The sequence below is a fragment of the Wenxinia saemankumensis genome (genome assembly GCF_900141735.1).
Taxonomy (GTDB): domain Bacteria; phylum Pseudomonadota; class Alphaproteobacteria; order Rhodobacterales; family Rhodobacteraceae; genus Wenxinia; species Wenxinia saemankumensis.
This window is the reverse complement of sequence record NZ_FQYO01000002.1, coordinates 669,681-694,110: the sequence shown is the minus strand read 5'-3', so window position 1 is coordinate 694,110 and position 24,430 is coordinate 669,681. Positions and strand designations below refer to the sequence as shown.

Genomic DNA, 24,430 nt, shown 5'->3' with positions numbered 1-24,430 from the left:
GGACGGGGTCGGGGCGCGGGGTGGATGCGGGCGAGATCGCCCGCGCCGGCCATCGGCCGCGAAGCCGCGGGCGCGCAGGATCCGCGGGCAGGCCAGATCAACGGGGAGCAGTCACGATGAACGATCTCAGCGTCTTCAATCCGAACGGCACGCCGGCCGAGACCGGCGGGTCGGACCGACTGCCCCATTCGATCGAGGCCGAGCAGCAGCTGCTCGGCGCGATCCTGACCAACAACGAGGTGTTCGACCGCGTTTCGATGCTGCTGAAGCCGCAGCATTTCTACGAGCCCGTCCATGCCCGGATCTTCGAGACTGCCGGCGCGCGCATCGCCAAGAACGCGCTCGCCTCGCCGGTCACGCTCAAGGCCTTCCTCGAGGAGGACGAGGGGCTGAAGGAGCTGGGCGGCCCGGCCTATCTGGTCCGGCTCGCGGGGGCCGCGATCAGCGCCTTCGCCGCGCGGGACTACGCGCAGATCATCTACGACCTTGCCATCCGGCGCGAGCTGATGCGCCTTGGCGAGGACATCGCGGCCAAGGCGCGCAAGGTCGACGTCGCCTCCGAGCCGAAGGAGCAGATCGTCGAGGCCGAGCAGGCGCTCTACAAGCTGGCCGAGCAGGGCCAGACCGAAAGCGGCTTCCAGTCCTTCCTGCAGGCGACGATCTCGGCCGTGCAGGTGGCGAACGCGGCCTATCAGCGGGACGGGGGGCTGGCGGGCGTGTCCACGGGACTCGTCGATCTCGACAAGAAGCTGGGAGGCCTGCACAAGTCGGACCTGCTGATCCTGGCCGGGCGCCCGTCGATGGGGAAGACGTCGCTCGCCACCAACATCGCCTTCAACATCGCCAAGGCCTACAAGCGCGGCACCCTGCCCGACGGCTCGGAAGGTGCGGTGAATGGCGGGGTCGTGGGCTTCTACTCCCTCGAGATGAGCGCCGAGCAGCTGGCGGCGCGGATCCTGTCCGAGGCCTCGGAGGTGCCGAGCGAACAGATCCGCCGCGGCGACATGACCGAGGCCGAGTTCCGCCGCTTCGTCGAGGCGGCCAAGGCGCTGGAGGCCTGCCCGCTCTACATCGACGACACGCCGGCCCTGCCGATCAGCCAGCTCGCCGCCCGCGCGCGGCGGCTGAAGCGGACGCACGGGCTCGACGCGCTGTTCGTCGATTACCTCCAGCTCGTGCGGGGGACCGGCAAGACCGACAACCGGGTGAACGAGATCGCCGAGATCTCGATGGGCCTGAAGGCCATCGCAAAGGAGCTCGAGATCCCGGTCGTCGCGCTCTCGCAGCTCTCGCGCCAGGTGGAGAACCGCGAGGACAAGCGGCCGCAGCTGTCGGACCTGCGGGAATCGGGCTCGATCGAGCAGGACGCCGACGTGGTGATGTTCGTGTTCCGCGAAGAATACTATAAGGAGCGCGAGAAGCCGGGCGAGCACGAGATGGAGAAGATGGCCGCCTGGCAGGAGGAGATGGAACGCCTCCACGCCAAGGCCGAGGTCATCATCGGCAAGCAGCGGCATGGGCCGATCGGCACGGTCGACCTGAGCTTCGAAGGGCGATTCACCCGGTTCGGCAACCTCGTGAAGCCCTGGCAGCAGGGCGGCGAGGACTCGTTCTAGCCGGGGCGACTGTCCCCGGACTTATCCCCAGCGCCCTCCCCGTCGGGATCCGGCGGGCCGGAGCGGCGGCTCGCACGGGACCGGACCGGGATCGCGGGCCATCGCGGGGCCTGGGCAAGGCGCCGCGCGGAGACGGAAATGATCAGCGGGATCAATCACCTGACCCTTGCCGTGTCCGATCTGGACCGCGCGCTCGCCTTCTACGAGGGCCTGCTCGGTGGCCGGGTCCGGGCCATCTGGGACCGGGGTGCCTATCTCGAGCTGGGCACGCTCTGGCTCTGCCTCTCGGTCGGGCCGGTGACGCAGCGGCAGGATTATACACATGTCGCCCTCTCGGCCGCCGAGGGGGCGTTCGAGGCCCTTGCCGAGCGGCTGCGCAAGGGCGCGCCGTCCTGGCAGGAGAACCGCTCCGAGGGCGCGTCGGTCTACGTGCTCGACCCGGACGGGCACCGGCTCGAGCTGCATCGCGGCGGGATCGAGCACCGGCTCGCGCATTACCGGGCGCGTCCCGAGGGCGGCGTGCGGGTGATCGGGGACGAGGACGGCCCCGTGCGGCGCGCGCGACCGGAGGACCTGCCCGCCCTCGCCGCCCTCGTCGGGGGCCTCGCCGCGCATCATGGCGATCCGGCTGTGGCGGATGCGGCGGCGCTGGAGCGCGACATCTTCGACCCCGCCCCGCTCTACCGGGCCTGGGTGGCCTGCCACGGCGGCGCGGTCGCGGGCTATGCGCTCGCCCTGCCGGCGGGACAGGCGCAGTCCGGGCGACGCGGGCTCGACCTGCATCACCTCTTCGTCGCGCCCGGGGCACGGGGCCACGGGCTGGGCCGGGCGCTGGTCGCCGCGGTCGAGGCGCGGGCGCGGCAGGAGGGGGGCTGCTACGTGCGGATCGGGGCGGCGCGGTCCAACGTCCTCGCCCACGCGCTCTACCGCGCGCTCGGCTACGAGGAGCGGGCCGGGGATCCGAGCTTTCGCAAACGCCTGGACTGAGCCCCGACCGAGCCCCGCCCCTTCAGTCGCCGCCCCCGGCGAGGTAGCTGCGCCCCCGCCATGTCGCCGGGCGGCCCCGCAGGCTGCGCCAGAGGGCGGTGTACTGGATCGCGAGCAGGAGCAGGATGCCGACGGGGTGCAGCGCGACGCCGAGCGCGGTGCCGCGCAGCCGGAGGGCCATCGCGGCGCGGGCCGCCGTGACCAACGCGATGGCCAATGCCGACAGCTGCGCCGCCCCGGCGGACCCGGCCCCCAGCGCCGCGGCCAGCGTCAGCCAGGGCAGGACGTGTCCGCCGAACAGCAGCAGCGTCCAGATCGGCAGGGCGCGGGGGGTGGCCATCCCCTCGGCCGCGTTCTTGAGAAAGCCGCTCCAGATCTTCGGCAGGCTGTCGTACATCCGCGTCGCGGCGATCGCGGTCGCGTCGATCAGGTCCGTCCGCCCGCCGCTCGCGCGGACGTTCCGGGGCAGCAGGATCCCGTCATGCATCTGCCCGGCAAAGGCGGCATGCCCCCCCGCCGCGTCATAGGCAGCACGTCGCACGGCAAGCAGCTGACCGCAGCCGGCGCCGAAGGCGGGTTCGGGCCGCAGCCGCGACATCGGGATCGGCAGGTAGCCGAGCAGCGTGGTGAAGATCTGCGGGATCGCCACCTTTTCCCAGAACGTTCCGGTGATCTGGCGCGGAAACCCCGAGACGAGGTCGAGCCAGCCAGCTTCCATCGCCGCGAGGAGGCGCGCGGCGGCATCGGGGGTCAGCCGTACGTCGGCATCGACGAAGAGCAGCACCGGCCGCGTCGCCGCCCGGCCGAGCTGGGCGCAGGCATGGGTCTTGCCGATCCAGCCCGCCGGAAGGTCCGCCCCCCGGATCAGGCGCAGCCGCGGATCGTCGGCCGCCCGCTCGGCCACGACGCGGTCGGTGCCGTCGGTCGAGCCGTCGTCGAGCACGATGACCTCTGCCTCCACCCCCTGCTGGCCAAGGGCCGCGTCGAGGGCCGCGCCGATATTGCCCGCCTCGTCCCGGGCCGGGATCAGGATCGAGACGCCGGGCAGCCGGCCGCCGGGCCGGGGGGGCGGCTGCAGGGCGATGAGGTTGGCCATAACCATGAGGGCGAAGAGCGCGGCGAGGGCGAGGCCCAGGATCGAGAGGTCGAGGATCATGCCGGCACCCTGCCCCGCCCGCGCAGCCGCTGCCAGACCCCGTAGATGCCGCCCGTCCCCTCCGCTCCGCCGAGCAGCGTCTCGAAGGGGGCGGGATCGCGAGCGACGGCTCGCGCGGCGAGCCTGTCCGCCGTGTCCGCCAGCGCCGCCTCCAGCCTGTCGTTCAGCGCCGCCGCGCCCTCCCCCGGTCGCGCCTCGACGGGGGCGCCGAAGGCCATCAGCGCCTCCGGCCGCTTCTCGTCCCAGAACGGGTAGTCGAGGGCCAGCGGCAGGGCGAGGACCTGCGGCATCCTGACCAGCAGATGCGCCGCCCCCGGCCGGAGGCCGAGCGGGCGTTCGCGCGGATCGACGAACCGGCCCTGCGGCGTGATCCAGAGGACCCGGTCGGGGGCCGAGAGAATGGGCCGCGCACGCCGGAGGAATACCGCCGCGCCCCGGGCACCCGCGTCCTGCGGCACGCCGAAGACCCCGATCCGGGCCATGAAGCGGAACTTCCGGACCATACGGGCATCCATCGGGCCGAAGCCGATGCGCCCGGGAAAGAACCGGTCGTGCAGCGCGATGAAGAGCGCGGGATCCCACCAGGAGGGATGGGTCGAAAGCACCATGACCGGGCGGTCCGGGGGCAGGTCCGGCAGCCCCGGCCGGGCCAGGCGGACGGCGCGGAAGCCGCGCCGCAGCTCGCGCCGCATCACCGCCGCGAAGAAGCGGCACGCGGCTTCCGACCGCAGGGCGGCCGGATCGTCATCGGGACCGGCGCCGCCGCTCATTCGGCGGCGATCTCCTCCGCCCGGGGCATCGCCACGCCGCCGGCATCGCCGTCGAGCGCGTCGGCGGCGATCCAGCCCGACATCAGCGCCATCGGCATGCCCGGCCCCGGATGGGCCGAGCCGCCGGCGAGGTAGAGCCCCTTCACCTGGCGCGACCGGTTGCCCGGCTTGAACGCGCCCAGCACCTTGCCGTGGCTGGCGAGACCGTAGATCGCGCCGTTCAGCACGTTATAGCGCTCGTGGATGTCCTGCGGGGTCAACGTGCGCTCCACCGCGATCCTCTCCTCGATGTCGCCCATCCCGGCCGTGCGGGCGAGCTTTTCCAGGATCGTCCGGCGGTAGCCCGGCAGCATCTTCGTCCAGTCCTGGCCGGGCCGCAGATACGGCGTGTGGACGAGGATGTAGAGCGCTTCGCCCCCCTCGGGCGCGACGCCCGGCTCGGTCCGCGCGGGGGCGGCGATGTAGGCGGTCGGGTCCGGCGCCGGCTCGCCCCGGTCGTAGATCGCGGCGAATTCCTCCTCGGGGTCGCGCGAGAAGACGAAGTTGTGGTGGGCGATGTGCTCGTAGGCCTCGCGCAGGCCGAGATAGAGCACGACGCCCGAACAGGCCGCCTCGCGCTTGCGCCCCTTCTCGAAGGCCGCGCCCTCGGCGCCGCCCACCAGCTCGCGGTAGGTGCGCACGCTGTCCATGTTCGAGACGACCGTTCCGGCCGCGATCCGCTCGCCGGTATCGGTCACCACGCCGGTCGCCCGCCCGTTCTCGACCACGATCTTCGACACGCCCGTGCCGGTGCGGATGTCGACGCCGAGCTGCCCGGCCAGCCGCTCGAGAGCCGTCGGCACGGCGCGGGTGCCGCCCATCGGGTACCAGACGCCCTCGCCCTGCTGCATCTGCGCGATGCCGCAGAGCACGGCGGGCGAGGCGAGCGGGGACGAGCCGACATACTGGATGAAATGCTCCAGCATCTGCCGGACCCGGTGATCCTGCACGTCGCGCTTGATCTGCCCGGCCACGGTGCGGTGCATCCGCAGCGACATCACGTCGGACAGGGTGGACAGGTTGAACGACCCCTTGAGGTCCATCGTATCCTTCAGATCCTCGACGCTCTTCCAGAAGAAGAACCGGTCGGACACGTCGGAGAGGCGCTTCGCCACCTCCATGAACTTCTCGAATCCCTCCCGGTCGGGGGGCGAGAGGCGGCCGATCGCCTCTGCGGCCCTGGCCGGATCGTCCGCGAGGTCAAGGACGGAGCCGTCGTCGTAGAAGCAGCGCCATTGCGGGTCGAGCCGGCGCAGGTCGAGCTCGGCATGCAGGTCCCGCCCCGCCTCGCCGAAGATGCGCTCGAGCACGCGCGGCATGGTCAGGATCGTCGGCCCCATGTCGAAGCGGTAGCCGCCCTCCTCCAGCACGGCGGCCTTGCCGCCGAGCCAGTCGTTCTTCTCCAGCAGCGTGACCTTGTGGCCCCGCGCCGCCAGCGTGACCGCGGCGGCGAGCCCGCCGAGGCCGCCCCCGATGATGACCGTGTCGCTCATTCCGCGGCCTCCTGCGCCAGTTCGGTTCCAAGATGTCCCGCCCCGGGCAGGCCCAGATCCTCGGCCAGCAGCCGGGACGAGATGCGCGCGCTCTCGAAGATGGTCGGCAGGCCCGATCCGGGATGCGTGCCGCCCCCCGTCAGGTAGACGCCGTCGAGATCCTCGAACCGGTTGCGCGGCCGGCGGTGCAGCATCTGTCCCAGGTTGTGGGCGAGGTTGAAGGTCGCGCCCTCGTGCACCGCCATCTTCGTCTCCCAGTCGTTCGGGGTGAACATCTTCTCGTAGCGGATGCGGGGACGGATGTCCTCGCCGGCGAGGCGGGACAGCCGGTCCAGCACCTTCTCGCGGTAGGACGGCGCCAGGTCGGCCCAGTCCACCCCGCCCGTCAGGTTGCCGACGGGGGCGAGGACGTAGAGCGTCGAATGCCCCTCGGGCGCCAGCGTGTCGTCGGTGATGCCGGCATTCTGGACGTAGATGGTGGGATCTTCCGGCGCCTGCCCGGCATCGATCTCGGCCACGTTGCGCTGGTAATCGCCCGAGAAACCGATCGTGTGATGGGCCATGTGATCGAGCCGCCCCTCGATGCCCAGCCACAGCATGAAGGTCGAACAGGAATAGCTCTTGGCGGCGATCTTCCTGTCGGTCCAGCGGCGGCGCGCGCCATCGGGAACGAGATGCCGCATCGCGTGGGCGAAGTCGGCGTTCATCACCACGGCATCGGCCTCGTAGCGGCCTTCGGCCGTCTCGACCCCGGTCGCGCGGCGGCCGTCCAGCATCACGCGGGTGACGGGTTCGGAGAGGCGGATCTCGACCCCCATCTCGCGCGCGGCGCGCGCCATCGCGCCCGTCAGGGCGTTGCAGCCCCCCACCGGGTGCCAGACGCCGAAGCCGTACTCGATATGCGCGATGATCGTGTAGAGCGACGGGCATTTGAACGGCGACATGCCGAGGTATTTCGACTGGAACGAGAAGGCGACCCGCACGTCCGGGTTCCGGAACCAGCGGCCGAGCTCGGTATCGACGGTCGCCCAGGGCCGCAGCTTCGGCAGCGCCTTCAGCATGTCGCCGCGCGTCAGGTCCCGTGGACCCAGGAAGGGGCGTTGCAGGATCGGGCGGAAGCTGTCGAACTTGCGCCGGTTCTCGTCGAGATAGGCCTGGATGCGCCCCGCGTCGCCCGCGTCGATCCTCGCCACCTCGGCGGCGAGGCGCTCGGGATCGTGGGTCGCGTCGATCCGGCGGCCATCCTCGAACTGCAGGCGGTACATCGGGTCGAGCCGGCGCAGCTCGACGTAATCGTCCAACTCGCGGCCGCAGGCGGCGAAGATCTCGCGCAGCACCTCGGGATAGAGAAAGAAGGTCGGGCCGATGTCGAAGGTGAAGCCGTCCTCGGCGATCGCGCCGGTCCGGCCGCCGACCCGGTCCTCCTTCTCGATCAGGGTCACGTCGGCGCCCGCGGCGGCCAGCAGCATGGCCGAGGCGAGCCCGCCCGGGCCGGCGCCGACCACGACCACGCGGCGCCCGGCGGCACCGCGCCGGGATTGCGGGACGAGGGGCGCGGCGTCGCTCACGAAGCTGCCATCCTTCATCGCCTGCCCCCCGCCGCTTTCGTGGCGCCGTCGCAACGGCGTGTCCGGTTCCTGATTGTCATGGCGCGCGCGGTCCCTACCATCGTCCCGATCCAGCACCGATGCGTTATGGATCGGCGTGTTCGAAACGGTAGGTAGTCCGACCTTGGCCGAGGCCATTAAAAATCTCGCGATGCCTCCGGAGGACGCCGGTCGCCCCGGCGCCCCGCGCCCGCGCGGGCCGGAGGCCGAGAACTTTCCCGTCGCCTCGCGCCTCGTCGCGGCGCGGCTGCGGCCCGCCGTCATGGCCTTCTACCGCGTGGTGCGGGCGGCCGACGACATCGCGGATTCCCCGGACCTGCCGGCTGCGGCGAAGGCGCGTCAAATCGCCGCGCTCGACGCGGCGCTCGCCGGGGCCGGGACGCATCCGCTCGCGGCGGATCTCGCCCGGGAACTGGCCGCGATCGGACGGCCCGCCGCCCTGCGGCACGCCCGGACAATGATGCGGGCCTTCGCGGCGGACGCGGCGGGAACCCTCTGCCGGGACGAGGCGGATCTGATCGCCTCCTGCCGGCTCTCGGCCGATCCGGTCGGGCGGTTCCTGCTCGACCTCCACGGCGAGGACGCCGAAGCGGCGGGACAGGCGGCGGACGCGCTCTCAACCGCGTTGCAGATCCTGAATCATCTGCAGGATCTCGGCGAGGATCACCGCGACCTCGGCCGGCTCTACTTGCCTCTGGACTGGATCGCGGAGGCCGGCGCCGCGCGCGCGGATCTCGGGGCGCCCCGCCTGTCCCCGGGGCTGCGGCGGGCGGTGGACCGGGCGCTGGACCTCGCCGAGGCGCGGCTGGCGCGCGCCGCGGTCCTGCCGTCCCTGCTGCGCTCGCGCCGCCTCGCGGCCGAGGCGCGGGCGATTCACCTGCTCGCCCGCGCGCTGGCACGGCGGCTGCGGCGGCAGGACCCGCTGGCCGGGCGCGTCGCGCCGGGGCGCGGGGACCGGGCCCGGGCCGCCCTCGCGGGGCTGACGGCGCTCGCCGCGCCGCGGCGGCGCCCGTGAACGCCTACGATCCCGCCATGCACCTGCCCGCCCGCATCATCGTGGAAGGGGCCGGCAGCAGCTTCCGCGCGGGAATGCGGCTCCTGCCGCGCGGGCGCCGCGAGGCGATCCTCGCGCTCTACGCCTTCTGCCGGGCGGTGGACGACATCGCGGACGAGCCCGGCCCCGCCCCGGCCAAGGCCCGGGCCCTCGACGCCTGGGAGGCCGAGATCCGGCTCGCCGCCACCGGCGACGCCCGGACGCCGGTCGGGCGCGACCTCGCCCGGGCGATGACGCGCCACGACCTGCCGCTGGACGAGTTCCTGCTGGTGATCGAGGGGATGCGGATGGACGTGTCGGGCGTACGCGCACCGGACCGCGACACGCTCGACGCCTATATCCGCAGGGTCGCCGGGGCGGTCGGGCTGCTCTCGATCCGGATCTTCGGCGCCTGGCGCGGCCCCCGGTCCGAGAGGTTCGCGCTCGCCCTGGCCCGCGCGCTGCAGCTGACGAACATCCTGCGCGACGTCGAGGAGGACGCGGCGATCGGGCGGATCTACCTTCCCGCCGACCTCCTCCGCGCGCACGGCATCGCCGACGATCCGGCGACCCTGCCCGCCGCGCCCGGCCTGCCGGCCCTGCGCCGGACCCTCGCGGCCGAGGCGCGGGCCGAGTTCCGCGCGGCGGCCGAGGCCGCGCGCCGCCTGCCGCGGCTGCGGATCGCCCCCGCGCTGATGATGATGGGCCCCTATGACCGCCTGCTCGCGGCGATCGAGGCCGACCCGACCCGCCCGCCGCGGGCCCGGCCGCGCTGGGCCAAGGCGGCGGACGGGATCGCCTGCATCCTCCGGGGTGGAAAGTCCGGCCGGTGAGGCGCGTCCACGTCGTCGGGATGGGACTGGCCGGGCTCGCCGCCGCGCTGGACCTCGTCGAGCGCCCGGACCTGTCGGTTCAGCTGCACGAGGCGACCTCGCGCGCCGGGGGGCGGGTCCGAAGCTTCGAGGATCGCCGCCTCGGCACGCTGGTCGACAACGGCAATCACCTCGTCCTCTCCGGCAACCGGGCCGTGTTCGACCATGCGCGGCGGATCGGGACGGTCGACCTGCTCGAGCTGGCGGAAACGGCTGCCCTGCCCTTCGTCGATCTCGCCACCGGCGCGCGCTGGACGCTGCGCCTGCCGGACGGGCCGGCCGACCTCTTCGCCGGGACATGGGCGGTGCCGCCGGGGACGGGCGCGGGCCTTGCCCGCGACCTGGCCCGGCTGCTGGCCGCGGGTCGGGCGGCGACCGTGGCGCGGGCGCTGGGCCGCGCGCCCGACCACCCCGCCATGCGCCTGCTGTGGGAGCCGCTGAGCCTCGCCGTCCTCAACGCCCCGCCGGGCGAGGGGGCCGCCGCCGCCCTGCGGGCCGTGCTGCTGCGCTCGGCCCTGCGCGGGGGCAGGGCATCGCGGCCGGTGACCATGCCCTCCGGTCTCGGCCCGACGCTGGTGGATCCGGCGCGGGACCTGCTGCAGCGGCGCGGGGCGGCTCTGCGGACGGGCCGGCGGCTGACCGGCCTGCGCGGCGATCCCGGTCGCCCGGCCGAGGCGCTGGTCTTCCGGGGGGGCGAGGTGCCGATCGCCCCCGGGGACGCGGCGATCCTCGCCCTGCCCGCAGAGGCGGCGGCCCGGATCCTGGGCGGACCCGGACCGGGCGCGGGAAGGCCGATCCTCAACGCCCATTTCCGCCTGCCGGCGGAGGCCGCGTCCCTCTCCCCGCCGATCCTCGGCCTGACGGGCGGGCTCGCGCAGTGGGTCTTCAGGCGCGGCGACGTGCTGTCGGTGACGGTCTCGGCCGCCGATGCGGCGGCGGCCCGCCCGCCGGGCGAGGTGCTGGCACAGCTGCGGGGCGAGGTGGAGACCGCGCTCGGCGCGCCCCTCGCGCCGGTCGCCGCCCGCCTGCTGACCGAGCACGCGGCGACCTTCGCCGCCACGCCCGCCGCGATGGCGGCCCGACTGCCGATGCGGACCCGCTGGCCGAACGTCGTCCTTGCCGGCGATCACGTCGCCGGTCCCCTGCCCGCGACGATCGAGGGCGCGCTGCGCTCCGGCCGGGCGGCGGCGCGGGCGATCTAGCCCCGGCCGCGCTCCGCGAGCCAGGGGAGCACGGCCGAGAAGTCCCGGCCGCGTCCGCCCTCCCGCTCGACGAAGGTCTCGTAGAGGGCCGCGGCCCGCTGCCCCATCGGCGTGTCGGCGCCCGCCCCCTCGGCCGCCTGCTGCGCGAGGCGCAGATCCTTGAGCATCAGCTCGGCCGCGAAGCCGGGGCGGTACCCGTCATCCGCCGGGCTGGACGGCCCGATCCCGGGCGCGGGGCAATAGGTGGTGAGCGACCAGCTCTGCCCCGAGGAGGTCGAGACGACGTCGAACATCGCCTCGCGCGACAGGCCCAGCCGGTCGGCGAGGGCGAAGGCCTCGCAGGTGGCGAGCATCGTCACCCCGAGGATCATGTTGTTGCAGATCTTCGCCGCCTGTCCGTTCCCCGCCGCACCGCAATGCACCGCCCGGGCGCCCATCGCATCGAAGAGCGGGCGGCAGGTGGCGAAGGCGTCCTCGTCGCCGCCGACCATGAAGGTGAGCGTGCCCGCAGCCGCCCCGCCGGTCCCGCCCGAGACCGGCGCGTCGAGACAGCCGATCCCGGCCGCTGCCGCCTGCGCGGCGACCTCCCGCGCCGCCGCCACCTCGACGGTCGAACAGTCGAGCAGGATCGCCCCCCGCCCCATCGACGGCAGCACCGCGGACGCGACCTCGCGCAGGATCGCGCCGCCCGGAAGCATGGTGACCACCACCTCGGCCCCCTCGGCCGCGGCGGCGGCGCTGCCCGCCGGGGTCACGCCCTCGACCCACGGCCCGGCCAGGTCGAACCCCGCGACCTCGTGACCGGCCCGGACGAGGTTCGCCGCCATCGGCGCCCCCATGTTGCCCAGCCCGACGAACCCGATCCTCATGTCTCTCTCCCCTCGAAGGTCAGTTCCGCGTCCCCCGGCGGGGCGAGCATCGCCTCGACCGCCTCCGGCGGAACCTCGCGCAGGCCGAGGGGCCAGTCCGGCGCGCCGTCGCGGTCGATGATCGCGGCGCGGATCCCCTCGAGGAAGTTGCCCCGCTCCATCGCGCGCGACGTGGCGCGGTATTCCAGTTCCAGCGCGGCGCGGATGTCCGGCGCCCCGGCCTGCCGGCGCAGCAGCTCCAGCGTGACCGCCATGGCGAGGGGATCGTTGCGGCGCAGCCGCGACAGGGCGGTGCGGGCGACCTCGCCCTCCTCGGCCTCCAGCCGGTCCACCAGATCGGCCAGTGTCCCGGGGGCGAAGAGCCGGTCGATCCCGCCCCGCATCTCCGCCAGCGGCGCCTGCGGGGCCGGCAGCGCGGCGCGCGCCACCACCCCGGCCTGCCCGGTCCGCACAAGCTCTGCCTTGAGCGCGTCCCACGCCGCTTCGGGCACGGCGTGATCGGCGAAGCCGCAGAGGATCGCGTCGGCATCGGTCATCCGGGCCGTCGTCAGCGCCAGCCAGGCCCCCAGCCGCCCCGGCGCCCGCGCCAGCAGCCACGAGCCGCCCACGTCGGGGACGAGGCCGATGCCGCATTCGGGCATCGCGATCCGCGCGCTCTCGCCCACGATCCGGTGCGAGGCGTGGCAGCCCACCCCGACGCCGCCACCCATGACGAAGCCGTGCAGGAAAGCGATGACGGGTTTCGGGAATTCCGCCAGCCGGGCGTTCATCCGGTACTCGTCGCGCCAGAATCGCCGTCCGGTCCCGAAATCGCCGGTGCGGCCCGCGCGGTAGAGCTCGGCGATGTCGCCCCCCGCGCAGAACGCCTTCGCCCCCGCCGCGTCGATCAGGACCAGCTCGACGGCGGGATCGCCGGCCCAGTCGACGAGGGCGGTGTCGATCCGCCGGACCATGTCATGTGTCAACGCGTTCAGCGCGCCAGGGCGGTTCAGCGTGATCCGGCCCGCACGCCCCTCGCGGCGGATCAGCACCTCGTCCCCGGCCGCGCTGCTCATGCCCCGGTCAGCATCTGCCGCGCCACGATCAGGCGCATGATCTCGTTCGTGCCCTCGAGGATGCGGTGGACGCGCAGGTCGCGGACGATCTTCTCGATCCCGTAATCGGCGAGATAGCCGTAGCCGCCATGCATCTGGAGGCACTCGTCCGCGACCCGCAAGCCGGCCTCGGTGACGAAGGCCTTGGCCATCGCGCAGGCCGTCGTCGCGCCCGGCCCCCCCTGGTCGAGCGTCCAGGCCGCCTGCCTCAGGAAGACGCGCGCGGCCGAGAGCTCGATCTCCATCTCGGCCAAGCGGAACTGGAGCGCCTGGAAGCTGTCGAGGCTGCGGCCGAAGGCCGTCCGCCCGGCCATGTAGCCCAGCGTCGCGTCGAGCGCGGCCTGCGCCGCCCCGAGAGAGCAGGCCGCGATGTTCAGTCGCCCCCCGTCGAGCCCCGCCATCGCGTAGCGGAAGCCCTGCCCCTCCTCGCCCAGCAGGTTGCCGGCCGGCACCCGGCAGCCGTCGAGCTGCACCTGCCGCGTCGGCTGCGAGCGCCAGCCCATCTTGTCCTCGAGCGCACCGAAGGACAGGCCCGGCGTGCCGTCCTCGACGACGAGGGCCGAGATGCCGGAGGGGCCTTCGCCCCCCGTGCGGGCCATCACGACATAGGAGTCCGAATAGCCGGCGCCCGAGATGAAGGCCTTGGTCCCGTCCAGCACCCAGTCCGCCCCGTCGCGGACGGCGCGGGTGCGCAGGGCCGCGGCGTCCGAGCCCGATCCCGGCTCGGTCAGGCAATAGGAGAGGATCGTCTCCATCCGCAGCGCGCCCGGCAGGACGCGCCCCCGCAGCTCGTCCGATCCGGACTGGTCGATCATCCGGGCGCACATGTTGTGGATGGAGAGGAAGGCCGCGACCGAGGCGCAGGAGCGCGACAGCGCCTCGAAGACGAGCGTTCCGTCGAGGCGGCTCAGCCCCGATCCCCCCGCCTCCTCCCGGACGTAGAGCCCGCCGAAACCCAGCTCCGCCAGCTTCGGCCAGAGCGCGCGCGGGATCGTGCCCTCGGCCTCCCAGTCGCGGGCATGGGGCGCGATCTCGGTCTCGCCGATGGCGCGGGCCATGTCGAGGATGGCCCGGCTTTCCTCGCCCAGCGCGAAATCCATGCGGCGTCCCCCTTCCTGCCCCGCCTTGTGCGGGGATCCGGGGCCCAGCGTGGCCCCCCGCGCGCTGCTGCGCAACACCCGCCCGCGCCTATTCCTCCGGCCGCGACGCGAGGATCCGGCGGGCGCGGCGCAGATGCGGGATGTCGACCATCCGCCCCTCGATCCCGACCGTCCCCAGCCCCGGATCGGCCTCGAAGGCGGCGACGATGGCGCGCGCCTCGGCGAGCTCGTCCCCGGTCGGGGCAAAGGCGTCCTCGATCGGCGCGACCTGCGCCGGATGGATCGCGAGCCGCCCGGCGAAGCCGTCGCGCCGCGCCGCGCGGCTGGTGGCGGCCAGCCCCGCCGCGTCGCGGTAATCGGCGTGCAGCGTCTCGATCGCCGCCACTCCGGCATGCGCCGCGGCATAGAGGCAGAGCGACCGGGCGAGACGGTAGGGGTCGGTCCAGCCCCCCTCGGCGTCGCGGTTCGTCGTGGCGCCGAGCTCGGCCGACAGATCCTCCGCCCCCCAGGTCAGCGCGGCGAGGCGCGGATGGGCGGGGGCGTAGCTGCCGAGGGCGAACATCGCGGCCGGCGTCTCGGTCGCGATGGCGAGGATGCGCAGGTGCCCCGGATCGAGGCCGGCCGCCGCCTCCGCCCCGTCCATCAGCGCGGCGAGCCGCGCGATGTCGGCGCCGCCCTCGGCCTTGGGCAGGACGATTCCGTCGAGGCCGGGGCGGATCACGGCGGCAAGGTCGGCCTCCGTCAGGCCCGTGCCGAAGGGATTGACCCGCACCCAGAGGCTCCAGTCCCGCGCCCCTTCCGCCGCGGCGATCTGAGCGGCCAGCCCGTCGCGCGCCTCCGCCTTGCGCGCCGGGGCGACGGAATCCTCGAGGTCGAGGATCAGCGCCGAGGCGCCCGCCCCACGCGCCCTGTCGAACTTGCGCGGCGAATCCGCCGGGACGAAGAGAAGCGAGGTCAGGCGCGGCGGGGCGCTCATGCCCCGGCCCCCGCCGGATCCATCCGGATCAGCGCGGCGCGGGTGCAGTCGCAGACCACCTCGCCCCGCTGGTTGCGTCCCAGATGCCGGAAGGTGACGATGCCCTGGCCGGGGCGCGAGCGCGAGGCGCGCTTGTCCATCACCTCGGTCGCGGCGCGGATCGTGTCGCCGTAGAAGACCGGCGCGGGAAAGCGCGTCTCGCTCATCCCCAGATTGGCGATCGTGGTGCCGAGCGTCGTGTCCGCCACCGACAGGCCGATGACGAGGCCGAGCGTGAAGATCGAGTTGACGAGCGGCCGGCCGAATTCGGTTTCGGCGCAGGCCTCGTAGTCGAGATGCAGGGCGGCGGGATTCATCGTCGCGGTGCTGAAGGTGACGTTGTCGCCTTCGGTCACCGTCCGGCGGATCTCGTGCTCGATCACCTCGCCGATCGTGAACCCCTCGAACCAGCGCCCCGCCATTGCAGTCCCCTCCCCTTCGCGGGCCACGGCCCCCGGCTGGGGGACAGCCTAGCGCAGACCCCGGCGCTTGCACATCGGGGCCGGCGCCGGGGTGTCAGCTCCGCCCGAAATGCTCCATGATCGCGGCGGCGTACTTGATGCCCTTGATGTACTTGTCGACGTGGATGTTCTCGTCCGGGGCGTGCAGGTTGCATCCCGGATTGGCGAAGCCCGTCAGCACGCAGGGGATCCAGACATGGCGCAGGATCGCGCCCTCGGCCGAGACGCCGTTGACGATGGGCGGCTCGCCGTAGACCTCGTGCGCGGCGGAGATGATCGCCTGGCTGATGTCCTCCTTGGCCGAGATCTTGTAGGGCTCCTCCGCCCGCTCGAAGGTCCGTACCTCGATGTTGTCGAAGCCCTGCGCCTTCACGTGCTCGCGCAGCTTGCGCGCCGCAACGTCGGGCTGGATGTTGGGGATCAGGCGGAAATCCATCCGCACCCGCGCCTCGGACGGGACGATCGTCTTGGTGCCCTTGCCGGTATAGCCGCCGATGATCCCCTGGATGTTCGCCGTCGGCTCGTAGGTGCGCGCGCGCACCGCGTCGATCCCGTCGCGGCCCTTGGCGAATTCCTTCACCCCCAGCTCCTCGCGCCAGGCGTCGAAGTCGATGCGCGCCGCCTTGTCGGCGAGGAAGCCCTCGTGATCCTCGTCGGGGACGTAGATCCCCTCCGCCCAGTCGGGGATCAGGATGTTGCGGTCGCGGTCCATGATCGTGGCCATGCAGTGGATCAGGTCCCAGACCGGGTTGGGCACGAGCGGGGCGTTCAGCGAATGGACATCGGTGCGCGGTCCCTTCGCCACCAGCTCGCAGAAGAGCACGGACTTGAGGCCGAGAGACACGTCCGGCACCTCGACCCCGATCTCGAGCGAGCCGTCGAGGCAATGCATCCCGTCCGCTTCCAGCAGCTCCTTGTTCCGCTCGGCCCAGGGGCCGAGATTGGGCGAGCCGATCTCCTCCTCGCCCTCGATCAGCAGCTTCAGCCCCACCGGCACCTCGCCCCGCACGGCGAGAAAGGCCTTGGCCGCCTTGTTGAAGGCGAGCACGCCGGACTTGTTATCCGTGGCCCCGCGCCCGTAGAGGATCCCGTCCACGATCTCGCCCGAATAGGGGCCGCCATGGCTCCAGGCCTCCACCGGCTCGACCGGCTGCACGTCGTAATGCGAATAGCAGAGCAGGTTCTTCTTCGAGCTGTTCGAGGGAAGGTGCCCGAAGACGACGGGCGGCCCCTCGGCGAGTTCGTGGAACTCGGCCGGCAGGCCGTCGCGGTGCATCATGTCGCGGATCAGCGTCGCGCAGTCCCGCAGTCCGATATCCTGCGCCGAGACGGAGGGCTGCTGCACGAACGCCTGCAGGTCGGCGACGAACTCGTCGGCATGCGCGTCGATCCAGTCGTAGATGGCCTGCATCTCGGGGCTGGGGGCGTGAAGGTCGGACTGCTCGGTCATCGGGCGATCTCCTGCGAAAGCGATTGCGAAAGGGACCACGCGTCGAGGCGCTGGCCTGACAGGGCCGGGTCGCGGGTGGTGGCGATATGAAGGAAGGCGGGGGCGAGGCGCGACGGCTCCACCCATTTCGCCTTCAGCTCGGGCGGGTAGTTCGCCTCGGACATGGGCGTCCTCATGTACATGCCGGGGGTGATCGTGCAGGACAGGATGCCCCTGTCCGCCCCTTCCAGGGCGAGGCACTTGGACAGCCCCTCCAGCGCGTGCTTGGCCGCGCAATAGGCGCTTTCTTCGGCAAAGCCCTCGATCCCCGACCGCGAGGATACGAAGATCAGCGCCCCGCCTCCCGCCGCGTCCATGGCGGGCCAGCAGGCGCGGGCGAGACGGTAGCCCGCGCCGATGCCCACCCCCATCGTGGCGTCCCAGAGGTCGGGGCCGGTCTCGGCGAAGGGGGCCGGCTTCAGGATCGCGGCATTGTGGACCAGGGTCGCCGGCGCGAAGGCGGCGAGCCGCCCGGCCGCCGTGTCCTGCCCCTCGCGGGCGGCGAGGTCGCAGGGCAGCGCGGCGGCGCCCGTCTCCTCCGCCAGCCGGGCGAGGCCGTCCGCATCGCGGTCGAGCGCGAGCACCTGGGCACCGGCATCGGCGAAGGCCCGCGCCACCGCCGCGCCCAGCCCCTGCGCCGCCCCGGTGACGGCGACGCGGTGTCCCTCGAGGCTCACGACGCGGAACCGAGGTCGAGGTCGATCCAGCGCCGCTCCGCCGTCGAGCGGTGCACCGCGTCGAGCACCATCTGGTTGCGCAGCCCGTCGACGAAGGTGGCGCCGCGCCGCAGCTCGCGCCCCTCGGCGATGGCGGCGCAGAGCTCGCGCAGGACGTTCACGACCGAGACGTTCCAGATCCCCTTGTTGAGGCCCGGCAGATCCCTGGTGGGATCCTCGACGGTGATCTCCTCGAACCCGTCCCTGCCGCGCGCGAACCAGAGCTTCTCGTCCGAATTGGACAGGGTGATCGTGCCCTTGCTGCCGAAGACCTGCGTCTCGTTGCCCATGTTCGCCGCCGCGACCCCGCACATGAAGACCTGCGCCACCGCGCCCGAGGGCATCTGCAGCGTCAGGTGGGACAGGTCGTCCGCCGTGGCGGTCCAGCTCTCGCCCGTCTTCGGGTCCACCCGGTCCGGCACCATCGTCAGCGCCTGACCGACGACGGAGGCGGGCTCGCCCAGCCACCAGCGCAGCATGTCGACCTGGTGCGAGCCGTTGGCCCCCAGCCGGCCGCCGCCGCGCGCCGCGTCGGACCACCAGTCGCCTTTCGGCCGGCCTGCGGGGTCGTTCCAGGAGGCGCCGATATTGGTCACGTTCACGTGCCGGATCTCGCCCAGATCGCCATTGGCGATCATCTCCTGCACGCGGGCGCGGTTCGGATTGAACCGCAGCTCGTGGTCGATCATGTGCAGCTTTCCGGCCGCCCTCGCCGCATCCAGCATCGCCCGCGCCTCGCCCGCGTTCATCGCGGTCGGCTTCTCGCACAGGACATGGGCGCCCGCCTCCAGCGCGGCCTGCACCATCTCGGCATGGGTATCGGTCGGCGTCGCGATCAGGACGAGGTCGGGCGACGCCTCGGCCAGCATCGCGCGCCAGTCGTCGGTGACGAGGGGGATGCCGTGCGGCTCGGCCGCTGCCTTCGCGCTCTCCAACCTGTGCGAGGCGAGGGCCACGGCCTCTGCCCCCTCCACATGGGCCAGCGCGGGCAGGTAGGCGTCGCGGGCGAAGCTCGCCCCGATGATGGCGGTGCGGATCATGCGTGTTCCTCCGATGTCGTCTCGTCGTGAAGCTCGGCCAGCTCGACCGGGCCGCCCCGGTCCGAGGACCGGATGCAGGCCTCGAGCATGAGGAGCGAGCTGAGATGGTCGCGCCCGGTGCATTCCGCCGGCCCGGTCCCGGTGAAGGCGCGGACGGCCATGTCGAGAAGGGCGGCGGCGTCGGTGATCCAGGGCTCGTGCGCCGCTGTCTCGACCGGGGCGAATTCCCCCTGCCGGGTCGCGGCGACGAGGCCCCCCATCATCTCGCGCTGGATCAGCACGCCGTTCGTGCAATCGGTCCGCCAGTCGAAGTCGAGCCTGTCCACCCCGCCCGCCCAGGTGCCCTGGTAGGTCACGTGCATCCCGCCCTCGAACTCGATCAGGGCAGAGACGTTGGCGTGGCCGCGATACATCGACCAGGACGGGTTCCAGGTGCGCGCGTCGATACGCAGCGGCTCGCGCCGGTAGACATGGCGCATCAGGTCGAAATGGTGGACCGACTGCTCCCAGAGCATCGGGTGATCCATCTGCAGCGGATAGCGGTTGAGATGCGGCAGCCGCCCGTCGCGCCAGCGCTCGTAGAGGAAACGGCCGAATTCCGGCGCGCCGACGCGGCCCTCGTCCAGCGCGGCGCGGTAGGCCCGCGTCACCGGCAGGTAGCGGAAGTTGAGCCCGACCAGGAGCTGCCGTCCCGCCGCCTCGGCCCGGGCGACGAAGCGCGCGGCCTCGGCCACGCTGTCGGCGAGCGGCTTCTCCGCCAAGATGTCCCAGCCGGCGGCGAGGCAGGCGTCGATCTGGGCCGCGCGCCCGCCGGGCGGCGTCACGAGGATCGCGGCATCGGCCTGCGCGGTCCGGGCAAGGGCCGCCGCGTCCGGCGCGGTTGCCGCGTCGGGGAAGAGGACCCCGGCCGCGTGCCGGGCCTCGGCCGACGGGTCGGCGAGGCCGGTCACGATGACGCCGGGATGGGCGGACAGCACCTTAAGCCAGGTGCGCGACCGCGCGCCGAGGCCGATCACCGCGATCCGCAGCCGGCCCGTCACGCCGTCACCGCGGCGAGGCCGAGCCGGGCCAGCCCCTCGGCGACCGGGGTCCAGGCGATCTGCGCCATCGGGGAGGGGCGCGCCGATCCCATCGGCGGGCGCAGCGGGCCGGGGGCCAGATCGACGGGCGCGCCGGGCGCGACCAGCGCGGCCAGATCCTCGTCCCGCATCGCCGGCGGCTCGCCCGCATGGATCGTGCCGGGCCCGATGCCGGGCAGCGCCTCGACCGTGCGCACGATCCCCGCCGCAAGGTCCGGCAGCCAGGCCCAGTCGCGGAGGGCGCCCTCGACGCCGGTCAGCGGGCGCCCCGCCGCCGCTTCCGCCGCCATGCGATGCGGCAGGCTGCGATGCGGACGCGAGGGGCGCGTGCCCTCGCCGGGGCCGAAGACGTTGCCCAGACGGACCGACAGCGTGGCGAAGCCCGGCTCGGCCGCGGCCGCGACGATCTCCTCCCCGGCCCTCTTCGCGGCGGCGTAGGGCCCCCGCCCCGTCGGGACCACATCCTCGGTGAGGCGCCCCGCACCGAGCCCGTCGAGGCGGTCGAACACGCCCGTCGAACTGAGGAAGAGGAAGGCACCGGCGCCGCCCGACCGCGCCTCGCTCAGCGCGCGCGTCGCGAGGTCGGTGTTGACGACCAGATGCGCCGCCCGGGTCAGACCGGCCTTCTCGGGCGCGACGGTCAGCGCGGCCCCGTGCACGACCGCGTCGGGGCGCAACGACGCGAGCGCGCCCGCAGCGTCGAGCAGGTCGCAGGTCACCTGCCGGACCCCCTCCACCGGCGCGTCGAAGGCCCGGTCCAGCGCGCTCACCTGCCAGCCGCGCGCGGCGAAGGCGCGGGCGAGCGCGCTGCAGACGAAACCGCCGCCACCGGTGATCGCGACATGGGGCATCAGGCCGGCACGCCCGCCGCGGCGGCCACCGCGCGCCGGACCCCCTCGCCTGCCGGATCGGCGGGACGGAAGGGCGGACGCACCCGTGCATAGGCCGCATCGCCCCTCTGGGCGGCGACGGCGGCCTTGATCGACGGGATCAGCGGCAGCCCCTCGAAGATGCGCCTCACGGCCGAGACCTGCTCCAGCGCCGCCCCCTCGTCCGCCGTGCCAAGCGCGTCGATCAGGCGCCGGATCCCTTCGGGATTGACGTTGGCCGAGGCGCTGATGCAGCCCGCCCCGCCCGCCGCGACGTTGCGCGGGATCAGCGATTCCGAGGCCGAGTAGATGGCGAGCCCCGGGAAGGCACGGATCAGCGCCTCCGTCCCGGCCCAGTCGCCCGAACTGTCCTTGAGGCCCGCGATCGCCCCGCCGAAGCGGCCGATCAGCGTCTCGATCAGGCCGGCCGTGATCGGCACGCCCGACATCTGGGGGATGTGGTAGAGATAGACGGCCCCCTCCCCCGCGCCCTCGATCGCGCGGGAGAAGGCGTCGGCCAGGCCGGCCTCGGGCACGCCCTTGTAGTAGAAGGGCGGCAGCATCAGCGCACCCTTGCAGCCTGCCTCCCACGCGTGGCGCGTCAGACGGATCGTGTCGGGCAGCGCGGCGCAGCCGGTGCCGGGAATGATGCGGGCGGGGTCGATCCCCGCGCCGAGCAGCGCCTCGAGCCCCTCAATCCGCTCCTCCACGCTCAGCGAGTTTGCCTCGCTCGTCGTGCCGAACGGGGCGAGACCGTGGGCCCCGGCCGCGAGCAGCGCCTGCGCATGATCGACGAGCCGGCCGGTATCGACCGAGAGATCGGCGGCGAAGGGCGTGATGGCGGGAACGTAGAGCTCGGGCGTCATGGGGGGCCTTCGGTCAGGGTGATCGGGGGAACGGGCCGGAACTCGTCGTCGGCGCGCGGGCCGCCGCGCCACATCAGCACCGCGAAATGGCCGTCGCGGTCCAACGCGGTCGCGCCCATGTGCCAGGTGCCCGGGCGGTAGACGACGCCGCGGGTGCCGGGCACCAGGAAACCGCAGGCGCGCGAGGGTACCGGCGCGCCGTCCTCGTCCGCGGGCATGACGAGCACCGCGTAGCGGGCCACGTCGAGCGGCAGGAAGACCTGCGCGGCATGGGGGTGCCGCTCGACGAGGTCGCAGACGAGCGGCAGCGACGCGGCGGGCACGCGGTTGGTGTGCAGCACCGGCGCGGACTGGCCGGGCGGCGGATCGAAATGGGCCGAGTAGAAGCGGCGGCGATCCTCTCCCGAGGGCGGCTCGACGAACTCGCCGTAGGGGGCGAAGGCCGCCGGGTCGGGGGGCAGCAGCCGCACTGCACGCGGCGCGGCACCGTTCGCCTTTGCGGCGCCCTCCGCCCGCGCGGCAAAGCTGCCTGCCGGGGGTGTCCGGCTCATCGGGCGGCCATCCGCGACCCGCCCGCGTCCCGGCCCGCATCCCCCCGGGCATCGCCGGCCGCCATGTCCGCCCAGGCGGCCGCGATCTCCTCGCGTCCGGCGACCCACACGCCGTCCGCGTCCGCGATATGGTCGAGAAAGCGCGTCAGACCCGCCAGCCGCCCGGGATGGCCGACGATGCGGCTGTGCAGCCCGACGTTCATCATCCGCGCCCGGCCCGCCGACTCGGCGCGCAGCACGTCGAAGCTGTCGATCAGCAGGTCGGCGAAATCGGCCGGACGGTAGACGTCGCCCGACAAGAATTTGGCGTCGTTCGTCACCAGCGAATAGGGCAGGACGAGGTGGGACTTGCCCGAGACGTTCGTCCAGTAGGGCACCTCGTCGTTGTAGGCGTCGCTGTCGTAGCGGTAACCGCCATGCGCGACGACCAGCTCGCGCGTGTGGATCGAGGGCGCGTAGCGGCAGTACCAGCCCGCCGGGGCCCGGCCGGTGGTCGCCTTGATGCTGTCCCAGGCGCGGGCGATGTGCTCGGCCTCGGTCTCGCGGTCCAGACGGTAATGCTCCACCCAGCGCCAGCCATGGGCGCAGATGTCCCAGCCGGCGGCGCGGATGGCGGCCGCGATCTCGGGCGATCGCTCCAGCGATTGCGCCGAGGCAAAGATCGTCAGCGGCAATCCCCGCTCGCGGAAGAGGTCGTGGATCCGCCAGAAGCCGACGCGCTGGCCGTATTCGTACATGCTCTCGGCGGCGAGGTCGCGCTCTCCCGGGGGGACGCGCGGGGCGCGCACCTCGAGCAGCGCGGCCTCGGATCGGCCGTCGCCGTGCTCGACGGCGTATTCCGACCCCTCCTCGACATTGAGGACGAAGTTCACGGCCAGCCCGGCCCCGCCCGGCCAGCGGTGGGCGGGGGGCGCGCTGCCGTATCCGCGCAGGTCGCGCTCCATCATGCCGCTCCCGCGGGGGCCCGCCCGGTCAGGCGCCTGGTCCTGCGCCGCGTCACCCGTTCAGTCACGCGGTCAGTCACGGCGGCCCTCCACCTTGTTGAAGAAGCAGCACCAGTCGCCCTCCTGCACGTTGGCGAGCGCGCGCAGGCCGAAGAACATGCCGTCGGCCGGCGCCTCCAGCGTGCCGACCTCGTCGCCCCAGACGTCGACGATCCGGGCGATGGGATCGCCCTTCTTCATCATGGTGAGGAAGTCGATCCCCTCGGCCGGCAGGAAGATGCCCGAGGCGGGGGCGAGCAGCGCCTGCTGCGATCCCTTCCAGCAGGGATCGGGATAGACCGCCTCGCCCTCCAGCATCCCGTAGTGACGGCAGATGTTGACGATGGACTTGGCCAGCTCGTCCGCCACCCAGCGGAACCTCTCGGGCGAGGTGGCCGAGCGGCCGCCCAGCTCGACCGTGATCGCGGTGCCGCCGGTCTGGTTCAGCATCGCCATCGGGCTGCCGGTGGTCGAGAAGTTGGACATGATGCAGCCCCACCCCTCTCCCATCGCCTTGGCGAGCTCGACGCTCTCGGGGCGCTCGTCGCAGAAGATCGCCTTGTCGAGGAAGGAATGCGCGCCGCCCGAATGGATCGAGATCTCCAGATCCGCGACGTCCTTCATCGCGGTCCAGTGGGCGTGCGCCACGCGGTCGGTGTAGTAGCCGTCCGGCTTGCCGGGGTAGCAGCGGTTCATGTCGTAGGTGAAGGTGTCGAGCGGATTGCCCCGCTCCATCGCCGAGAAGGCCATGGGGTTCACCACGGGCACCAGCACAACCGCGCCCTGCAGCTCGGCCGCGTCGATCCGCTCCTGCGCGAGATGGCAGGCGCGCGGCCCCTCGGGCTCGTCGCCGTGGATCGCGCCGTTGACCCAGAAGGTCCGTCCAGGCCCGGCCCCGTTGATGACGATGACGGGGATCTTCACCTCGATCCCGCCCGCCAGCGTGCCGACCTCTATATGGCCACGCGCGACCTCGCCGGGGACGGCCGTCGCGGTGCCGACGGTCAGGCTCTCGTTCTGTCCCGTGCTCATACCGCTTCCGCCCCGCCCTCTTCCCAGGCCTTGAGCTGCTCGGGGGTGTAGACCTGCATGAACTCGATCTCGATCCCGCCCGCGTCGTTGTCGAGGAAGGCGACCCAGCCCTCGGGATGGGCGTGGCTGCCGGTCTTCTTGCAGGCCTTGCACTCCCGCAGCGACGCGCCCTGCGCCTGGGCGTGGGCCAGCGCCGCGTCGATGTCGTCGACCGCATAGCAGATGTGGTGCAGCCCCTCGGCGCCCCGCTCCTTGATCCAGGCGTCGAAGCGCCCGCCCTCGGCCGTGGACTGGCAAAGCTGGTACTCGATCCCGCCGAGGTAGAAGAGCGCGACCTTGTTCCCCGATTTGGGGAAATGGGTGATCTCGGTATCGGCGGGGACATGCAGGTACTTGGAATAGGCCTCCAGCGCGGCCTCGGCGTCGCGGACGGCGAAGGCCATGTGCTTGATACCCTGCACGTTGGGATTGTCGCTTCTCATCGGTTTGGT

General features: G+C 72.9%; 24 protein-coding genes and 1 pseudogene. 6 read left to right on the top strand and 19 right to left on the bottom strand.

Annotation, left to right across the window (positions count from 1 at the left end; translation table 11 throughout):
• Positions 1-116: 116 nt before the first annotated feature.
• The 3 genes and pseudogenes from BUE30_RS07125 to BUE30_RS18240 all read left to right on the top strand — a co-directional run bounded on the left by BUE30_RS07125 (position 117) and on the right by BUE30_RS18240 (position 2,603).
• Positions 117-1,616: a replicative DNA helicase gene (locus tag BUE30_RS07125; RefSeq protein ID WP_073327468.1), complete on the top strand. Its 1,500-nt coding sequence runs from the start codon at positions 117-119 to the stop codon at positions 1,614-1,616.
• 138 nt (positions 1,617-1,754) lie between these two features.
• Positions 1,755-2,138 (top strand): annotated as a pseudogene (locus BUE30_RS18245) (VOC family protein); the annotation flags it as partial.
• Positions 2,136-2,603: a GNAT family N-acetyltransferase gene (locus tag BUE30_RS18240; protein WP_244526301.1), complete on the top strand. Its 468-nt coding sequence runs from the start codon at positions 2,136-2,138 to the stop codon at positions 2,601-2,603. The pseudogene BUE30_RS18245 and the gene BUE30_RS18240, both read left to right, overlap by 3 nt.
• A 22-nt stretch (positions 2,604-2,625) precedes the next feature.
• Here BUE30_RS18240 and BUE30_RS07110 read toward each other — a convergent pair whose 3' ends face one another.
• Genes BUE30_RS07110 through crtI form a run of 4 tightly spaced genes read right to left on the bottom strand, consistent with a single transcriptional unit; the run spans position 2,626 to position 7,629 of the window.
• A complete protein-coding gene (locus BUE30_RS07110) occupies positions 2,626-3,759 on the bottom strand; it encodes a glycosyltransferase family 2 protein (RefSeq protein WP_073327465.1) in 1,134 nt (377 codons plus the stop codon).
• Positions 3,756-4,529 carry a lysophospholipid acyltransferase family protein gene (locus BUE30_RS07105; RefSeq protein WP_073327462.1) on the bottom strand — a complete coding sequence of 258 codons (774 nt, stop codon included), beginning with the start codon at positions 4,527-4,529 and terminating at the stop codon, positions 3,756-3,758. The genes BUE30_RS07110 and BUE30_RS07105 overlap by 4 nt, the downstream gene beginning before the upstream one ends.
• The gene (locus tag BUE30_RS07100) at positions 4,526-6,061 is read right to left on the bottom strand and encodes a phytoene desaturase family protein (RefSeq protein ID WP_073327459.1); all 1,536 of its coding nucleotides are present in this window, start codon (positions 6,059-6,061) and stop codon (positions 4,526-4,528) included. The genes BUE30_RS07105 and BUE30_RS07100 overlap by 4 nt, the downstream gene beginning before the upstream one ends.
• Positions 6,058-7,629 (bottom strand): phytoene desaturase family protein, encoded by a 1,572-nt coding sequence (gene crtI / locus BUE30_RS07095; protein WP_073327820.1) that lies wholly within the window; start codon positions 7,627-7,629, stop codon positions 6,058-6,060. The genes BUE30_RS07100 and crtI overlap by 4 nt, the downstream gene beginning before the upstream one ends.
• A gap of 190 nt (positions 7,630-7,819) precedes the next feature.
• Here crtI and BUE30_RS07090 point away from each other — a divergent pair, with 190 nt between their 5' ends.
• From BUE30_RS07090 to hpnE, 3 genes are read left to right on the top strand one after another with little or no spacing between them, the layout of a single operon-like run.
• On the top strand, positions 7,820-8,683 hold the full coding sequence (locus BUE30_RS07090; RefSeq protein ID WP_073327456.1) for a squalene/phytoene synthase family protein: 864 nt from the start codon (positions 7,820-7,822) through the stop codon (positions 8,681-8,683).
• Complete coding sequence (locus BUE30_RS07085; RefSeq protein WP_244526291.1) at positions 8,680-9,534, top strand: squalene/phytoene synthase family protein; 855 nt, start codon at positions 8,680-8,682, stop codon at positions 9,532-9,534. Before BUE30_RS07090 ends, BUE30_RS07085 begins: the two co-directional genes overlap by 4 nt.
• Complete coding sequence (hpnE, locus tag BUE30_RS07080) at positions 9,531-10,775, top strand: hydroxysqualene dehydroxylase HpnE (RefSeq protein ID WP_083601206.1); 1,245 nt, start codon at positions 9,531-9,533, stop codon at positions 10,773-10,775. Before BUE30_RS07085 ends, hpnE begins: the two co-directional genes overlap by 4 nt.
• Here hpnE and mmsB read toward each other — a convergent pair.
• The 15 genes from mmsB to BUE30_RS07005 all read right to left on the bottom strand — a co-directional run bounded on the left by mmsB (position 10,772) and on the right by BUE30_RS07005 (position 24,421).
• Positions 10,772-11,644: a 3-hydroxyisobutyrate dehydrogenase gene (gene mmsB / locus BUE30_RS07075; RefSeq protein WP_073327453.1), complete on the bottom strand. Its 873-nt coding sequence runs from the start codon at positions 11,642-11,644 to the stop codon at positions 10,772-10,774. The genes hpnE and mmsB overlap by 4 nt on opposite strands.
• Positions 11,641-12,699 carry a 3-hydroxyisobutyryl-CoA hydrolase gene (locus BUE30_RS07070; RefSeq protein ID WP_073327450.1) on the bottom strand — a complete coding sequence of 353 codons (1,059 nt, stop codon included), beginning with the start codon at positions 12,697-12,699 and terminating at the stop codon, positions 11,641-11,643. The genes mmsB and BUE30_RS07070 overlap by 4 nt, the downstream gene beginning before the upstream one ends.
• Complete coding sequence (locus tag BUE30_RS07065; RefSeq protein ID WP_073327447.1) at positions 12,696-13,838, bottom strand: acyl-CoA dehydrogenase family protein; 1,143 nt, start codon at positions 13,836-13,838, stop codon at positions 12,696-12,698. Before BUE30_RS07065 ends, BUE30_RS07070 begins: the two co-directional genes overlap by 4 nt.
• Before the next feature lie 88 nt (positions 13,839-13,926).
• Positions 13,927-14,814, bottom strand: coding sequence for an HpcH/HpaI aldolase/citrate lyase family protein (locus tag BUE30_RS07060; RefSeq protein ID WP_073327444.1), 888 nt, complete (start codon positions 14,812-14,814; stop codon positions 13,927-13,929).
• A complete protein-coding gene (locus tag BUE30_RS07055) occupies positions 14,811-15,275 on the bottom strand; it encodes a MaoC family dehydratase (RefSeq protein ID WP_073327441.1) in 465 nt (154 codons plus the stop codon). Before BUE30_RS07055 ends, BUE30_RS07060 begins: the two co-directional genes overlap by 4 nt.
• A 94-nt stretch (positions 15,276-15,369) precedes the next feature.
• Positions 15,370-16,764 carry a M20/M25/M40 family metallo-hydrolase gene (locus tag BUE30_RS07050; protein ID WP_073327438.1) on the bottom strand — a complete coding sequence of 465 codons (1,395 nt, stop codon included), beginning with the start codon at positions 16,762-16,764 and terminating at the stop codon, positions 15,370-15,372.
• On the bottom strand, positions 16,761-17,480 hold the full coding sequence (locus BUE30_RS07045) for an SDR family NAD(P)-dependent oxidoreductase (protein WP_244526290.1): 720 nt from the start codon (positions 17,478-17,480) through the stop codon (positions 16,761-16,763). The genes BUE30_RS07050 and BUE30_RS07045 overlap by 4 nt, the downstream gene beginning before the upstream one ends.
• The gene (locus BUE30_RS07040) at positions 17,477-18,559 is read right to left on the bottom strand and encodes a Gfo/Idh/MocA family protein (RefSeq protein WP_073327436.1); all 1,083 of its coding nucleotides are present in this window, start codon (positions 18,557-18,559) and stop codon (positions 17,477-17,479) included. The genes BUE30_RS07045 and BUE30_RS07040 overlap by 4 nt, the downstream gene beginning before the upstream one ends.
• On the bottom strand, positions 18,556-19,599 hold the full coding sequence (locus BUE30_RS07035) for a Gfo/Idh/MocA family protein (RefSeq protein ID WP_244526289.1): 1,044 nt from the start codon (positions 19,597-19,599) through the stop codon (positions 18,556-18,558). Before BUE30_RS07035 ends, BUE30_RS07040 begins: the two co-directional genes overlap by 4 nt.
• Positions 19,596-20,489 carry an NAD-dependent epimerase/dehydratase family protein gene (locus tag BUE30_RS07030; protein ID WP_073327434.1) on the bottom strand — a complete coding sequence of 298 codons (894 nt, stop codon included), beginning with the start codon at positions 20,487-20,489 and terminating at the stop codon, positions 19,596-19,598. The genes BUE30_RS07035 and BUE30_RS07030 overlap by 4 nt, the downstream gene beginning before the upstream one ends.
• Entirely contained in the window at positions 20,489-21,373 is an 885-nt protein-coding gene (locus tag BUE30_RS07025) for a dihydrodipicolinate synthase family protein (RefSeq protein ID WP_073327431.1), read from the bottom strand. The genes BUE30_RS07030 and BUE30_RS07025 overlap by 1 nt, the downstream gene beginning before the upstream one ends.
• Entirely contained in the window at positions 21,370-21,924 is a 555-nt protein-coding gene (locus BUE30_RS07020) for an ureidoglycolate lyase (RefSeq protein ID WP_083601204.1), read from the bottom strand. The genes BUE30_RS07025 and BUE30_RS07020 overlap by 4 nt, the downstream gene beginning before the upstream one ends.
• The gene (locus BUE30_RS07015) at positions 21,921-22,871 is read right to left on the bottom strand and encodes a polysaccharide deacetylase family protein (protein WP_073327425.1); all 951 of its coding nucleotides are present in this window, start codon (positions 22,869-22,871) and stop codon (positions 21,921-21,923) included. Before BUE30_RS07015 ends, BUE30_RS07020 begins: the two co-directional genes overlap by 4 nt.
• 69 nt (positions 22,872-22,940) lie before the next feature.
• Entirely contained in the window at positions 22,941-23,939 is a 999-nt protein-coding gene (locus tag BUE30_RS07010) for a succinylglutamate desuccinylase/aspartoacylase family protein (RefSeq protein WP_073327422.1), read from the bottom strand.
• Positions 23,936-24,421 (bottom strand): VOC family protein, encoded by a 486-nt coding sequence (locus tag BUE30_RS07005; protein WP_073327419.1) that lies wholly within the window; start codon positions 24,419-24,421, stop codon positions 23,936-23,938. Before BUE30_RS07005 ends, BUE30_RS07010 begins: the two co-directional genes overlap by 4 nt.
• Between the last annotated feature and the right edge of the window lie 9 nt (positions 24,422-24,430).

Coding starts and splice junctions, on each gene's coding strand:
- BUE30_RS07125 (WP_073327468.1), top strand. CDS start 117: ATGAACGATCTCAGCGTCTTCAATCCGAACGGCACGCCGGCCGAGACC.
- BUE30_RS07110 (WP_073327465.1), bottom strand. CDS start 3,759: ATGATCCTCGACCTCTCGATCCTGGGCCTCGCCCTCGCCGCGCTCTTC.
- BUE30_RS07105 (WP_073327462.1), bottom strand. CDS start 4,529: ATGAGCGGCGGCGCCGGTCCCGATGACGATCCGGCCGCCCTGCGGTCG.
- BUE30_RS07100 (WP_073327459.1), bottom strand. CDS start 6,061: ATGAGCGACACGGTCATCATCGGGGGCGGCCTCGGCGGGCTCGCCGCC.
- BUE30_RS07090 (WP_073327456.1), top strand. CDS start 7,820: ATGCCTCCGGAGGACGCCGGTCGCCCCGGCGCCCCGCGCCCGCGCGGG.
- mmsB (WP_073327453.1), bottom strand. CDS start 11,644: ATGAGGATCGGGTTCGTCGGGCTGGGCAACATGGGGGCGCCGATGGCG.
- BUE30_RS07070 (WP_073327450.1), bottom strand. CDS start 12,699: ATGAGCAGCGCGGCCGGGGACGAGGTGCTGATCCGCCGCGAGGGGCGT.
- BUE30_RS07065 (WP_073327447.1), bottom strand. CDS start 13,838: ATGGATTTCGCGCTGGGCGAGGAAAGCCGGGCCATCCTCGACATGGCC.
- BUE30_RS07060 (WP_073327444.1), bottom strand. CDS start 14,814: ATGAGCGCCCCGCCGCGCCTGACCTCGCTTCTCTTCGTCCCGGCGGAT.
- BUE30_RS07055 (WP_073327441.1), bottom strand. CDS start 15,275: ATGGCGGGGCGCTGGTTCGAGGGGTTCACGATCGGCGAGGTGATCGAG.
- BUE30_RS07050 (WP_073327438.1), bottom strand. CDS start 16,764: ATGACCGAGCAGTCCGACCTTCACGCCCCCAGCCCCGAGATGCAGGCC.
- BUE30_RS07040 (WP_073327436.1), bottom strand. CDS start 18,559: ATGATCCGCACCGCCATCATCGGGGCGAGCTTCGCCCGCGACGCCTAC.
- BUE30_RS07030 (WP_073327434.1), bottom strand. CDS start 20,489: ATGCCCCATGTCGCGATCACCGGTGGCGGCGGTTTCGTCTGCAGCGCG.
- BUE30_RS07025 (WP_073327431.1), bottom strand. CDS start 21,373: ATGACGCCCGAGCTCTACGTTCCCGCCATCACGCCCTTCGCCGCCGAT.
- BUE30_RS07020 (WP_083601204.1), bottom strand. CDS start 21,924: ATGAGCCGGACACCCCCGGCAGGCAGCTTTGCCGCGCGGGCGGAGGGC.
- BUE30_RS07015 (WP_073327425.1), bottom strand. CDS start 22,871: ATGATGGAGCGCGACCTGCGCGGATACGGCAGCGCGCCCCCCGCCCAC.
- BUE30_RS07010 (WP_073327422.1), bottom strand. CDS start 23,939: ATGAGCACGGGACAGAACGAGAGCCTGACCGTCGGCACCGCGACGGCC.
- BUE30_RS07005 (WP_073327419.1), bottom strand. CDS start 24,421: ATGAGAAGCGACAATCCCAACGTGCAGGGTATCAAGCACATGGCCTTC.